Here is a 14,067-nt window from a genome sequence, read left to right on the forward strand (position 1 = left end):
GGAAATTCTAAATATTAAAAACAAAGATTTAGACAGAAAAAAATTACATCCTAGCCTCTATTTTTGCCCCGTTTTAACCTTTTACCAATCAAAAAAGTACTAATCATTACTGTCCCTATAGTTAATGAGGGTTCTGGAACAGTTTTGGAATCTGTGGAAAAAGCGGCATTGAATGAATAGTCCCGATTATCTCCATTGTTGTACCAAAAAGCATTGTTTTTACTGTAATAAAGACCGTATCCTTCTGAATAAGAATCCTGATCAAAATTATATCCAATGGCTCCCGAACCCGGAGTTTCCACGTTCAAATAAGCTACGTACTGCTGTCCAGCAAGCAGAGAAATTTCTCCAGTGTTAAAAGTAATTTCAGCATAACCAGACGGTTTAGCTGTATATCTCGGCAAACCGGCTACTGACTGAGAATCGCTAGAGTAGATGTCTACCGCTGACTCGAAGGTAATGGGATTCCAGGGTGCAAGGTGGGCTGTGAACTCTGTAGGAGGGCTTTCTACTGAACTGAGAAAAAAGCTAAAGGAATTGATCACATTATCCTTTGGTACGGTGAAGACTTGTCCATAGCGACTGTTCTCGAATATATATCCTTCACCTAGCCATCCGGCTGTCGTATCGATTTCAGCCGCCTGTGCTATCTCAACTGTTCCTAAACTGAGTAGTGTCACCCCGGCTGTAGCGGTTAATAAGTTTTTTACACTTAACATGAACTTTTCCCTCATCATACACATCCTCTAAGTACCTGTACTCATGATTTTAATTCATTCCAACCTCAGACGCTTAATATGAAGTGTTATAAAGTCAGCCTAGAATCTCGCCTTCTACAATGGAAGCATCAGCCCAATTCGAGGAGAAAGTCATGGCAGCAGAACGAGAATTTGATGAGGCTCTACATGAAGCTGGCGTAGAGGCGGCTAGGGTACTGATAGAGTTTCTCAAGAATCCACCGGAAGGAGAAGGCATGGCGAAATCCTCCTTCTCTGACGGAAACGCAAAAATAGTCAAAGTTAAAGTTGCTCTTCAGGTACTGGCAATAGCCAATGATTTACCAACTCCGCCATTTTTTATCGACCAGAGCAATAAATCTTAAACGAAATGTCGCTGACTTAAGCCTTGTTCCAAGAGTTATACCCATTGGCTTGAGAATCTGGGATATGGGGTTCCATTGGAAACAAGACAGCTAATCATTGTAACCAAAAATTATAAGCTTAAACGGCGATCGCACAAAGGTACGAAGGCAAAACGCCTCGGTTGCGCCTTGGACACCTAACCCAAGCGAAAAAAATCTGCGATCGCACCCTTACTTGATACTTATACCACCTTGCTTTCTCCAGCAGGGATAGGTGAAACAAAAGTAAGTTATCACTCCATCTTATGATAGATGTGCCATGGCACGTCTGTACGTTACTTTTTTGATAGCTAGCTGGGATTACAAAACCAAGACTTTAGTGATCGCTATCACGAGAAAATCCATTTTTAACACACAGTAGTGGAAATTTAGATCACAACAATTACCACTAGAAATTTCTACTCTAGAAGTGAAGCCCACATTTCGATTTGAGTACGTGCTGTCAATCAAAATGTGGGCGGCTGTCAGGGTTTTAGGGGTGCATCTACCCTTTCATATTCATTTAGGGTCTTTTATAAGGCAGGGTGCATTTGCTTTCTCTAGTTTCCGCCAATTATCAGCAAAATGGGTAGAGTTACGATGAAATCTGACCCGCTGAATATGAAAATTTAGTAAAGTTTTAGAGTTTCCGCGCTGTTCGCCATTCTCTGTAAGCCTGTGATATTCATCGATAAGTATAGGTAAACTTTTATATCAAAATCCCATCTTTCTAGATGACACTCTGTACAACGTTAATATCTAGAAAGGAGATAATCAGCAATGAGTTGGACTCAATTCATCGAAGCGATAGCCCATACGGAGATTGAGTTCCCACAGCTAGCAACGGCGTGTCTAGCCCAGGCAATTCTGGAAAGTGGACGCGAAACTACAGAATTGGCAAAACGACACAACAACCACCACGGCATGAAGTGGCGCGACGAGATGAAAAACATCGCTGTACCAGTTTACTATAAAACAGACAGTGAACCAAGAGGTGGGGCGGAGTTTTGCAAGTTTGCCACAAAAGCCGATGCGGTTCGCGGCTACTGGCGTTTTCTTGACCGTTCACCCTATCAAGGATGGCGCAATCACGTCCAAAGTCCTGAGGCGTTTCTTACCTTCATTAGTCCAATTTGGTGTCCTTCTGGCTACACAGACACCTGGAAATCCCGTCATGGTGGGTTAGTCTACCATGAATACATTCTTCAGAAGTTGTATAACGAAGCCTCTGAACTTTTCAACTCAGTGCGTTAACTACACTATAATCTTGACTGAAGTCAATGATATTCATTGTAGTATACAGGCAATCTCACTGAGGCAATTGGTGTTTTGAGAACCCTTTACTTTTTAGTCCCTGGAACCTATGGTACATTTGCTTGTGGAGGTCTTTGGGCGGAGTTGAAAACCCTGAGTCTGGCAAAGCAGGTTTGCCCTGCTGAGGTGGTAACCTATCGTCAACGGGAAAAGGATATCTTGTTCCTGGATGATTTGCTCAAGCAACAGGATTTAAATAATGTTATTTTTGTGATCAGTTGGGGATTTGATATTCCTAAACTTGTGGCAAAACTCAAGTCCTATCCGGTTATTTACCATGCCCATAGTGCTGGGTATCGATTTAAACTTCCAGCGCGTATTCCTATCATTACTGTTAGTCGCAATACTATGGGATATTGGGGACAGCGATCGCCTAATTCTCTCATTTACTATTTACCGAATCATATTTCGGAAGAATTCAAGAATTTTAACCGAGAACGAGATATTGATGTGTTAGTTCAGGCGCGGAAATCGTCTGAGTATTTACTCCAAGACTTGATACCAGAGTTACAGAAGCATTGTCGTGTCAAACTTGTTGATTCCTACGTCGAGGATTTGCCGGGACTTTTTAATCGGGCTAAGGTTTATTTGTATGATTCGGCTGAATATTGGGCGCAACAATGGGTGAGTGAAGGTTTTGGGCTGCAACCGATGGAAGCCCTTGCCTGTGGTTGTCAGGTTTTTTCTAGTGTGAATGGGGGCTTATCGGATTATTTAGATCCGGGGTTTAATTGCTATAAAATAGCGGGATACTCTTTAGAGTATGATAGTAAACGCATTCTCAGAGTTATAGAAAATGCCTCATTCAAGGCTTTGGATAAACAGTTTTTTGTCGAATACCGTTCTGAAACTATTATCCGTCGCATTCAAATAATTTTGTCTGATATAAATGAGTTTTTTGATTTAAGCCAAAATCTACCGGGTAGTATTCCAAGCTTGACGAGAAGACGGCTAGCTAAGTTAAGTATCCAGAGATTCTCTAATAAACTATGGCAAAAAATATATCGTTAGCCACTAAGTTTTTCTAAATTGTCGTAAATTAGCTGCGGATGTAACCAATTCGCTTTTTCAGTGTAATAATCATTTTACGAATGATAAATAACGAATGACTAAACTCTAGGGAACCGGTACGATGAAAGTAGATCTACAGACTTTTTTTAGAGCAACGAACCCCAGCAGAACGCTGGTTGTGGACAATCCAGAAGACCAGAAATTTTATACCGACTTTTCCCCAGTACGCGGGGGTAAGATTATTGAAGAACTTAAAGATAATATTACCTTTTTCTCACCTGATGAACCAACCTGCGCCTTATTTACGGGACATATTGGTTCTGGCAAATCGACGGAGTTATTGCGACTGAAGGCAGAATTAGAAGAAGATGGGTTTCATGTCGTCTACTTTGAGTCGAGTGAAGACTTGGAAATGGCGGATGTGGATATTGCTGATGTGCTACTGGCGATCGCACGTCGGATTTCTCAAAGTTTGGCAACCATCCAACTCGGTAAATTAACGGGGTTACAGACGCTGCTACAGGGGGCTGCAAGGGTATTAAATGCCGAGTTGCAGGGGGTGAAAATTAAAGTTCCAAATTTGGGAGATGTGGGTGTTGTCTCTCAAGAGGATACCGTTTCTCTGGCGTTTGGGATTGGCGAAATCACGGCGAAGACAAAAAGTGATGCGACGCTGCGTCAGAGACTGAATCAGTACCTAGGACCTCAGAAAACCCAGCTACTGCAGGTGATTAATCAGGAACTCATCGAACCTGCGATCGCGAAACTCAAACAGCAGGGTAAAAATGGTTTAGTCGTCATTATCGATAATCTGGATCGGCTCGATAATAGCCCAAAACCGTGGGGACGTCCACAACAGGATTATTTGTTTGTGGATCAGAGTGAATGTTTAACTAAGCTGCATTGTCATTTAGTTTATACCATGCCCTTGGGGTTGAAGTTCTCTAATGATTATGGCATGTTGACACAACGGTTTCCCGAACGACCAAAAATATTGCCGATGGTTCCGGTACAGTTAAAAGATGGGAGTGATTGTCAAGCGGGAATCAGTTTACTGCGACAGATGGTTCTCGCACGGGCATTTCCGGATTTAGGGGAAAAAGAACGTCTGGAAAGTTGTACTGAAATTTTCGATAATTTGGAAAGCTTAGACTATCTATGCTACAGGAGTGGGGGTCATGTGCGAGATTTATTGAAGTTACTCAATGATTGGATAAAAAAGGAACGGAAGTTCCCTCTGTGTCGGGAGACTCTGGAGAAATTAGTTCGGCAATATCGGAATGAAATGACATTGAGAATTTCCGATAGTCAGTGGGGGTTATTGCGACAAGTGCAGCAACGGAAATGGGTGAGTGATGATCAGGGATATGAAATGTTGATTCGCAGTCGGTTGGTGTTTGAATATTATTACAATGATGAGTCTTGGTTTGATGTTAATCCGATTTTGGTGGATGCTCAAGAGTTGCAGGGATAATATTTGAGGTAGGGGCACCATCCTTGCGCCCACTTTTTTATCTATGTTATGTGAGTTAGAATAGTTTGATGGGGTAGGGGGGATACGGGTTTATTTTTTTAACGCAGAGTAACGCAGAGGTTAACGCAGAGGAACGCAGAGGGTTCGTGTACATTATAGGTAGGAGGGAGTGTTTGAGAATAACGGTATAGTGGGTTTCAATAAGTGGCAATTTATAAGGCGGTTGAAATGGTATTCAAATCCTGATGGCTGTTTCTGGTTTTCGTTTTGGTAAAACCTGATACAGAAATTTAATATGGATAATTATCGAGAGGAGATTACTATTGATAATCAGGAAGCCTTAGAGGAGTTGATTTGGACAGTTGAAGCCTCTGAGGGAGGGTTTTACATCATGCTGGCGCGTTGTAACTATGCGTATTTACAGGAACGTTTAATCCAGCAAGTGCAGGAACAATGCGCCCTTGATATTCGAGTTATTTACCTTAAAGAATCAGACAGAATACTTTATTCGACAATTTGCGCCCAATTGGGACAGGAAATGCCCGCCGCTTTGATGGTGTCTGGATTAGCCACGGTGGATAATCTGGATGATATGCTGAGGGCAACGAATCAGGTGCGGGAGGAGTTTCGCAAGAATTTTCACTTTCCGGTTATCTTGTGGATTAATGAAGCGGTTCATGTCCAATTCCTGAGAATTGCCCCAGATTTTGAGAGTTGGACAACCACCACTCGATTCGCCATACCCACAGATGAGTTAATTGAAGTTCTCCAGGAGACGGTTGAGTCGTTATTTGCGACAGCATTAGCTGTTAATTCATCTCAATCCTTATACAAGCTAGCTGATGTTTTAGCTCAAGGTTGTTTAACTCGTTCAGAACTAGACTTGGCGTTAAAAGAGTTACCCCATCGCTTGCAAGATTTAGACCCCCAGCTTGAAGCGGGATTAAAGTTCATTCGCGGGTTAAATGTCGGAGATAGTCCAGAAGCGTTAGATTACTTTCAACAAAGCCTAACATTTTGGCAACAGGTAGGGGCGGGTTTTACAGATAACGTGTCTCGCCAAACAGATAACATAACTAAACCCGCCCCCATTGACCCCAATGTAGAGACAATCGATAACTTAACTCAACCCGTCCGGATTAATGCCAAATTAAAAGCCGGATTACTCCTATTTCATATTGGACTCTACCACTATCGCACAACGGATCGCAAAAAACACCAGACGGTTATCTGGCAAAACTCCAAGATTTACCTTCAACAATGTTTAGACATATTTGACCAAGAAAACCGCCCCGATTTAGTAGCAAAATGCATTACTCAATTAGAACGAGTGCTGCGACGGATGCAAGCATGGGATGAATTAAAACAGGTAGTGCAAAAAGCTTTACCCTTGCATCAACAGTATGGAAGTACCAGTAAATTAGCCCAAGATTATAGCTTTTTAGCTGAAGCAGCATTACAGCAACAGCGTTGGGATGATGCTTGTCAAGCGGCACAGCAAGCTGAGGATATTATAAACAAACTTCCTAAACATGAAGGCTGGATTCAGGAAGTAAATTTGCTATTTTTAGCCCAAGCAGAACGGCAATTAGGCAATAAGCAAGCCGCGATTTCTCATCTAGTTAAAGCTAGACAATTGGGTGACTTTGGAAATCCCATGATTTCTGTCCGTATATTAGAAGAGTTACGAGAACTCTATTTTGAAGAAAGGCAATATTTAGCCGCGTTTGCTACAAAACAACAGCGGCGTTCCATTGAACAGCAATATGGTATTCGTGCTTTTATTGGTGCGGGACGATTGCAACCGCATCGAAAAGATGCTGTTTACTGGTCGCGGGATTTGGAAAACCTCTCTCCTGCTCTTGAGAAGGCTTTGAATTCTCCCTCTTCCGTAAAAAATCAGCAAGAAGCTTTATCCAAAACGGATCATTCAGAGTCGGTTGCGCCAGAAATTATCGCCTCTGGACGACAGCGAGATTTAGAGCGATTAATAGAACGGATTGGACGAAATGATTGTAAGTTAATTGTCATTCATGGACGCTCTGGGGTCGGGAAAAGTTCTCTGGTGAATGCGGGATTAGTTCCGGCATTAAAGCAAAGCGTTATTGGCACTCATAAGAATTGTCCAATTTCCATCCTAGTTTATACGAATTGGATAGAGGAATTGGAAAAGCAGTTGCTAAATGAAGATGAATCCGTAGGGGCTAGTTTAGACGATAACTTGTCGGAAAAATTACCAAACTCTCAACAAAACCTGCCCGATTCCCCAAGTTTAGATAATAACGTCTCTGGATTATCAAGAAACTCTCAAACAAACCAACCTTATGCCACAATCCTGGAACAGTTAGGAGAAAATGAACAGCGCCAGCGGCGGACGGTGCTGATTTTTGACCAATTTGAGGAATTCTTTTTTGTTTATACTAATCAGACTGAACGGCGACTATTTTGGCAGTTTTTGGCAGACTGTTTAAATATTTTATCCGTGAAGGTAATTTTGTCGCTACGGGAAGATTATTTACACTATTTGTTAGAGTGCAATCGTCTGGATAGCATGAGTGTGATTGGTCATGATATTCTGGGGAAGAATGTGCTGTATGAATTGGGGAATTTTTCACCAACAGATGCCAAAGCTATTATAGAAGATTTAACCACGCGATCGCGCTTTTATTTAGAACCTGTTTTAATTGATCAACTGGTCAAGGATTTAGCGGGTACAACGGGGGCAATATTACCGATTGAGTTGCAGGTTGTGGGGGCGCAATTACAGGCGGAGAATATCAAAACACTGGCGGATTATCGGGAGTTAGGGACGAAAGAAGAATTAGTCAAGCGCTATTTAGAGGAAGTAGTTGAGGATTGTGGTGCTGAGAATAAACAGGCGGCGGAATTGGTGCTGTATTTGCTTACGGATGAAAAAGGGACTCGTCCGCTGAAGACTCGCGCTGAATTGGAACGCGATTTAGAGGGATTAGCGGCGGATTTGACAACGGAAGCGAGTAAGTTAGATTTAGTCTTAAGGATTTTTGTGGAGTCTGGTTTAGTGTTTTTGTTACCAGAAACTCCTTATGACCGTTATCAATTAGTTCATGATTATTTGGCTGAGTTTATTCGAGAAAACCAAGAGTCGAGGTTAAATGAGTTAATTGCAGCACTACAGGAAGAACGAGAACGACGTCAAAAAGCAGAAGCCTTGAGTCGGTTTAGTCAGGAAGAATTGACCCAAGCGAGGCGAAAGGCAAGGCGACTCGTTCAGATTGGCTCAGGAGTATTTGCTATCACTTTGGTTTTATCAGCAGGTGTGTGGGCGCTTGCAGCTATGAGAGTCGCGGACGCAGATCAAAGAGAAGCTGATGCACAGCAAAGAGTTGAAAAAGCTGATACTAAAGAAAAAGAAGCTTTCGATCAAATTTTAGATGCAAGGCAGAGAGTTTACAAAGCTAATGATACAGAAAAAAAAGCTCAAAATAAAGTAAAATCTGCCCAGCAAAAAGAAAGAGAGGCTCTTAAAGCTGTTGACGTTGCCAACTTAAAGGTTAAAGCCGCTATAGAGAGAGAAAATAAAGTTAATCAAGAGGCAGAGGCTAGAACTCAGCAAGCGAATCAAAAGGTTAATTCGGCGCAAGTTAAATTAGAGGCAGCAAATCGCAGTGTTCGACAGGCTGACCAAGCGGTTGAGCAAGCAGAGGCTAAACTCGCAAAAATTGAGCAACAAACAAGAGAACAAATTCAACAAGCTAAACGAGAAATTGCCGAAGCTGAGGAGACGGCAAAACTCGCACGTCAAGATAGAGAAAAAGCTCGACAACTTGCTCAGGAAGCACAAATTAACTATCAACAGGCGCAAGCTGCTTATGAAGAGGCTCAACAAGGAACTAGATTAGAACAGGCAGGTGCTAGTACTTTACGGCAGTTTCTATTTGGCTCTTCTCAAGAAGTTAAAGTAAAATCATTAATTGCTGCGATACAAATTGGGCAACAATTGAAATCTCTAATCGGGAATGACCGTCCCCTCAAAGACTATCCAGCTACGAGTCCTCTATTAGCCCTACAAGTTATTCTTGATAGTTTTCAGCAGCAAGAGCAAACCAACAGCCAGCTAAATGTTCAAAGCATAGTCAGAAATATTAGCTTCAGCCCTGATGGACAAAAGCTAGCAATAGCACGACAAGATGGAGTTGTTGAACTTTGGCATCAGTCCGTGCAGCAACTGTCTTTCTTAACTAAACTACAAGCACATCAGGGAGCAGTCACCACTATTAGTTTCAGTCAAAATGGGCAGTATTTAGTTACAGCAGGACAAGATGGAACGGTTCGACTCTGGAAACAATCAGGACAGCAGCTTACTCCATTAGGTCAATGGCAGGCTCATCAAAGTGCAGTGACCAGTATTAGTTTCAGTCAAAATGGGCAGTATTTAGTTACGACAGGGCAAGATGGTACAGTTCAAATTTGGGAGCTATCAGAGCAACAGCTCAATCAATTGCGGCAATGGTCAGCTCATGAAAGCGTGATTATCAGCGCAAGCATCAGTCCAGACGGAAACTATTTGGTGACGTTGGGGGGAAATGGTGCAGCCAAGCTTTGGAATTGGTCAGGTGAGCAACAGCAAGAAATAAAGGTTGAGCAAGGTTGGATTACGAGTATAAGTTTCAGCCCAGATAATCAGCAGGTGGCGACAGGTGAGTTAGACGGCACAATTCGGATTTGGAATCTATCTGGGAAAGAGTTGGATCGATTTAACAGTTATCAAGGTAAGCTAAGATACATAGGCTTTAGTCCAGATGGAGACAAAATCGCTACTGTTGGTTTTGAAGGCACACTACGACTTTGGAATTTATCGGGACGGCAAGTCGCTCAATTTGGTAGCGATGATAGTAAAGTTGTGACTATTAGCTTCAGTCCCAATGGAAAACAACTTGCTGCTGTAGATATTAGTAATGCGCTATCACTGTATCAGGTTAGAGAATTAAATAAATTGCTGCAACAAGGGTGCAATGTTTTAAAGAGTTACCGTGCAACTTATGCAGATGTGTCTAGAATATGCCCCTAGAAATAGGCTTATTTCAATCGGCTTAGTGGAGGTGATAAGAATGCTACCAATGAGTTGAAAATTTTTCCTGGGTTTTCTCTACCTTGTACCACCATCAGTACTGTTTCTTGGTTGCCCGCGTCGTGCGGGACAAAATAAGCAGCCTTCATACGTCTCTGCATTTGTCGTAGCAGGTTTTGGTTGGGATGATGAGGGTTGTTGCCTGACCATTTCAGACTCACTCACCGATAATCTTTCCTGTGACTGAGATGATGTATTGCTTAAAACCTGGCGCAGAATTTCTACTGTTGGTTCGGCATCCTCTCCTGGTTTGAATGTAAAGATTGGTCGGTTACATGAATGATCTGCTACATTTTCGTCTGGAGCAGCGCTTGCTGCACATACAACTGGCTCTCCATTGATAATTTCTGCTTTCAAATAATTCAGTAGCCCTTTCTGATTATAATCTTGCAGTATTGCCGATGCTCCCGTACATCTCGTTAAAGCATCTTCTCCAGTTTCAGGATAATAATCATTGCTCCATCTAAAAATTGGAATTACTTCTTGATGTGTTTTGGAAGTTCTAGCAACTGTATGTGGTATGCCATCAATCTCGTGGCAAGAAAAATTAATAGTTGGATCAGTACTCGGAACTACAGCAGACTCTTGGGCATGGGCTGTGCTAGTCACTGCGACCATGTAAGCAATTATAATTACCGATGATGCGAAAGTTGAAGCTAATGATTGCAATTTCATGGGAAGCAGCTCATTTTTGTTTTGTCATAATTGTCATAAGGAGCTAACCTTCATTTTAGTTAGTGGGAGTTAAAATCGAGGTCAGTGTAATGAAATTTAATAATAATTCTATCAAAGCAAAATTTCTACCCTGTTAGCAACTCTCCCAACCGCTTCAACACCCCCAACACTCCATACAACTCATTCCCTCGCCGTCTTAGCGTAAACTCATCGGACAACCCATATTGAGGTGTATCTTGCCGAATCAATTTAATAAACATAAAATGACTCCCATTTGTCACCAATCCAAACGTGGGTTGTAAAGGATTCGGACTATTGAGCATATAAAACAACGCCTGCGGTAACGCTTCACTCAAACTAAACCGCTTACTTTTTGACTCAATTGCCAAAAAATCCGCCTTAACTTGGTCTAGCCATTCCTTTTGAGCCACTGTAAGTTCGGGTAATTTACTCTGCCATTCCCCAAAAAACGGCTCATCCTCAACTTGTTGCAGGTGAAATTTCTCTTCTACATCATGCAGGGTTAATTCACTCGCTTGAATAACTTGTGCCATAATCGTTGAGTCCTTTGGCTAGCATCCTTTCATGATAAAGGTTTGAAGCACTGAGGGAACCGGATGCGATCGCGCGGTGAGTTAAGAGTACTATTATTTTAGTTCGCCGTCTCAATCCAGGTTAGCTAATCTCCTGATTCATCTGGGGTATATCAGTACATTATCCATGGTATTCTGTTTGTTGCCATCGCTTCAATACAGCCAAGACTTGATACAACTCATTCCCTCGCCGTCTCAGCGTAAACTCATCAGATAAGGCATACTTGGGTGTATCTAGATGAATCAATTTAATGAATATAAAATGACTCCCATTCGTTGCCAATCCGAACGTCGGTTGAGATAGATTCGGATTTTTTAGCATATAAAACAAAGCTTGTGGCAAAGCTTTATCCACACTAAACTGCTTGTTTTTTGATTCAATCACCGCTACCCATAATTGCTGCTTTAATACCAATACATCTATCTTTCCTCGGATGATTTCTTCCTCATCCTTCGCTGCAACTTGTACCTCAGCATCTGGGTGAAAAGGATAACGAAAGAAGCCAGCTAGTGAGAGCAATGGCGCTAACACGACCATCTTTACAACCTCCTCATGCAGCGGATATTCGATGATTGAAATAAAATCCGCTTTGACCCGATCTAACCATTGTTTTTCCGCATCCGTTACCTCTGGCAAATCATCCTGCCATTCTCGGAAAAATTGTTCATCCTCAACCTGCTGGAGGTTAAACTTTTCTTTGACATCGTGTAGGGTTAATTCACTCGCTTGAATAACTTGTGCCATAATCGTTGAGTCCTTTGGCTAGCATCCTTTCAGGATAAGGGTTTAAGCCGCTGATGGAACCGGATGCGATCGCGCGTCTGTGGCAGATTCTCAGCCAAGGGCAACCCGATCGTCTGTAGGGGCGGGTTTTACCGATATCATGCTCTTCAAAACGGGTAATATCAAATCCGGGTTAGCCACCCCCTTTATAATCTAGTCCGCGCAGGCGGACGAAAGTTTGTGTAGCAGCGATTTCAATCGCCTCCTCTTGCTGATCCCTCTATCTCTCCACACTGGCGCGAAAATGCCACGAATTCAACGATTCGTCATTGTAAATGCCCCTCTGAAGGATACTATTACTACTTGAGACTTCATCGTACACAACTATCAATATGAATATTCTTTTTGTTGCCGCAGAGGTAGCGCCCCTGGCAAAAGTCGGCGGTATGGGGGATGTTGTGGGCGCATTGCCTAAGTTCCTGAAGCGCTTGGGACATGATGTGCGGATTTTTATGCCCTATTACGGCTTTTTAGCCGACAAGATGGAGATTCCCAAAAAACCCGTCTGGTGGGGGTATGCCATGTTTGAGTCATTCGCCGTCTATGAAACGGTTTTACCGGGAACCGATGTCCCCCTCTATCTGTTTGGACATCTCGCCTTCTCCGGGCGCAATATCTACGGAGGAGAGGATGAAGACTGGCGGTTTACCCTGTTTGCCAATGGTGCATCTGAGTTTGCTTGGAACTACTGGAAACCGCAAATTATTCATTGTCACGATTGGCACACCGGCATGATTCCCGTGTGGATGAACCAATCCCCGGATATTTCCACCGTCTTCACCATTCACAACTTGGCGTATCAAGGTCCCTGGCGCTGGCGCTTACAGCAGATAACCTGGTGTCCTTGGTACATGCAAGGTCATAACACAATGGCGGCGGCGGTACAATTTGCTGACCGAGTTACTGTCGTCTCGCCAACCTACGCTGATCAAATCCGCACGGCTGAATACGGCGAAACTCTAGAAGGGTTAATGTCTTTCATTAGTGGTAAAACCGTCGGGATTCTCAATGGCATTGATACAGATAGTTATGACCCAGAAATCGACAAATACCTAGAGCAAAATTTCACCGCCGATACAATTGAATTACGTCGCAAAAATAAAGTGACCCTGCAAGAAGAGGTGGGCTTAGAAGTCAACGCCAATGTCTTTCTCATGGGTATGGTCACGCGCCTAGTTGAGCAAAAGGGGATTGACCTATTATTACAAGTCCTCGAACGCTTCATGGCTTACACCGATGCCCAATTTATATTACTGGCTGCCGGTGAACGTTACTACGAAACCCAAATGTGGCAATTGGCATCCCGCTATCGGGGTCGCATGTCTGTCCAACTCCTCTATAATGATGCTCTGTCCCGACGCATTTATGCCGGTTGTGATACATTCTTGATGCCATCCCGGTTTGAACCTTGTGGGATTAGTCAACTGCTAGCCATGCGCTACGGCTGTGTCCCTATTGTCCGGCGTACAGGGGGTCTGGTGGATACCGTTTCTCACCATGAACCGGTTAGCCAAACCGGCACTGGCTACTGCTTTGACCGCTATGAACCCTTAGACTTTTATACCTGCATGGTGCGGACTTGGGAAGGCTTCCGCTTTAAAGATCAATGGACAACGCTACAGCAGCGGGGGATGCGTCAGAATTTCAGTTGGGATAAATCAGCCAAACAGTATATCCGCGTATACCGAGAGGTGTTAGGGTTACCGCCAGAGGACGAAACTGTCCAACCGCAAGAGGCAGATTCACCCCTGACAGGTGTTGTCAGTTAAACTTACTTCCTCCCCGACTGTAGAGACGTAGCATGCTACGTCTCTACACCACATCTTTGGGATCAAGTGTATTCTCTTGAACGACCAGGCGCGATCGCATTTATGGTAAGGTTATAACTATTGCCCAATAAAAAATCGGAATTCATGAACCCTAACCTACTTCGTTGAGGTTAGGGATTGGCAGAGGGAACCTGCTCCGAAGTCATGAATAGGGCAT

General features: G+C 43.1%; 10 protein-coding genes. 6 read left to right on the top strand and 4 right to left on the bottom strand.

Going from position 1 to position 14,067, the window contains the following annotated elements:
• Positions 1 to 50 precede the first annotated feature (50 nt).
• Positions 51 to 719, bottom strand: coding sequence for a hypothetical protein (locus ACLGGO_RS00725; protein ID WP_446417900.1), 669 nt, complete (start codon positions 717 to 719; stop codon positions 51 to 53).
• A 119-nt stretch (positions 720 to 838) separates the two neighbouring features.
• On the opposite strand from ACLGGO_RS00725, the gene ACLGGO_RS00730 reads away from it, so the two are divergent.
• The 5 genes from ACLGGO_RS00730 (at position 839) to ACLGGO_RS00750 (ending at position 9,969) form a co-directional block, all read left to right on the top strand.
• Positions 839 to 1,102 (top strand): hypothetical protein, encoded by a 264-nt coding sequence (locus ACLGGO_RS00730; protein ID WP_446417901.1) that lies wholly within the window; start codon positions 839 to 841, stop codon positions 1,100 to 1,102.
• 798 nt (positions 1,103 to 1,900) lie between these two features.
• Positions 1,901 to 2,374: a glucosaminidase domain-containing protein gene (locus ACLGGO_RS00735; RefSeq protein ID WP_446337178.1), complete on the top strand. Its 474-nt coding sequence runs from the start codon at positions 1,901 to 1,903 to the stop codon at positions 2,372 to 2,374.
• 75 nt (positions 2,375 to 2,449) lie between these two features.
• Positions 2,450 to 3,445 (top strand): glycosyltransferase, encoded by a 996-nt coding sequence (locus ACLGGO_RS00740; protein ID WP_446417902.1) that lies wholly within the window; start codon positions 2,450 to 2,452, stop codon positions 3,443 to 3,445.
• A 121-nt stretch (positions 3,446 to 3,566) separates the two neighbouring features.
• Positions 3,567 to 4,919 (top strand): P-loop NTPase fold protein, encoded by a 1,353-nt coding sequence (locus ACLGGO_RS00745; RefSeq protein WP_446417903.1) that lies wholly within the window; start codon positions 3,567 to 3,569, stop codon positions 4,917 to 4,919.
• A gap of 295 nt (positions 4,920 to 5,214) precedes the next feature.
• Entirely contained in the window at positions 5,215 to 9,969 is a 4,755-nt protein-coding gene (locus tag ACLGGO_RS00750; RefSeq protein WP_446417904.1) for an nSTAND1 domain-containing NTPase, read from the top strand.
• Between the two features lie 78 nt (positions 9,970 to 10,047).
• Here the strand turns inward: ACLGGO_RS00750 and ACLGGO_RS00755 are convergent, their stop codons facing one another.
• The 3 genes from ACLGGO_RS00755 to ACLGGO_RS00765 form a co-directional block, all read right to left on the bottom strand.
• A complete protein-coding gene (locus ACLGGO_RS00755) occupies positions 10,048 to 10,704 on the bottom strand; it encodes a COP23 domain-containing protein (protein ID WP_446417905.1) in 657 nt (218 codons plus the stop codon).
• A gap of 125 nt (positions 10,705 to 10,829) precedes the next feature.
• A complete protein-coding gene (locus ACLGGO_RS00760; protein WP_446417906.1) occupies positions 10,830 to 11,258 on the bottom strand; it encodes a hypothetical protein in 429 nt (142 codons plus the stop codon).
• A gap of 160 nt (positions 11,259 to 11,418) precedes the next feature.
• Positions 11,419 to 12,042, bottom strand: coding sequence for a restriction endonuclease subunit R (locus tag ACLGGO_RS00765; protein WP_446417907.1), 624 nt, complete (start codon positions 12,040 to 12,042; stop codon positions 11,419 to 11,421).
• Between the two features lie 371 nt (positions 12,043 to 12,413).
• Here ACLGGO_RS00765 and glgA point away from each other — a divergent pair, with 371 nt between their 5' ends.
• Positions 12,414 to 13,850: a glycogen synthase GlgA gene (gene glgA / locus ACLGGO_RS00770; RefSeq protein ID WP_446417908.1), complete on the top strand. Its 1,437-nt coding sequence runs from the start codon at positions 12,414 to 12,416 to the stop codon at positions 13,848 to 13,850.
• Positions 13,851 to 14,067: the final 217 nt, after the last annotated feature.

This window comes from Coleofasciculus sp. (assembly GCF_046565525.1).
Lineage (GTDB): Bacteria > Cyanobacteriota > Cyanobacteriia > Cyanobacteriales > Coleofasciculaceae > Coleofasciculus.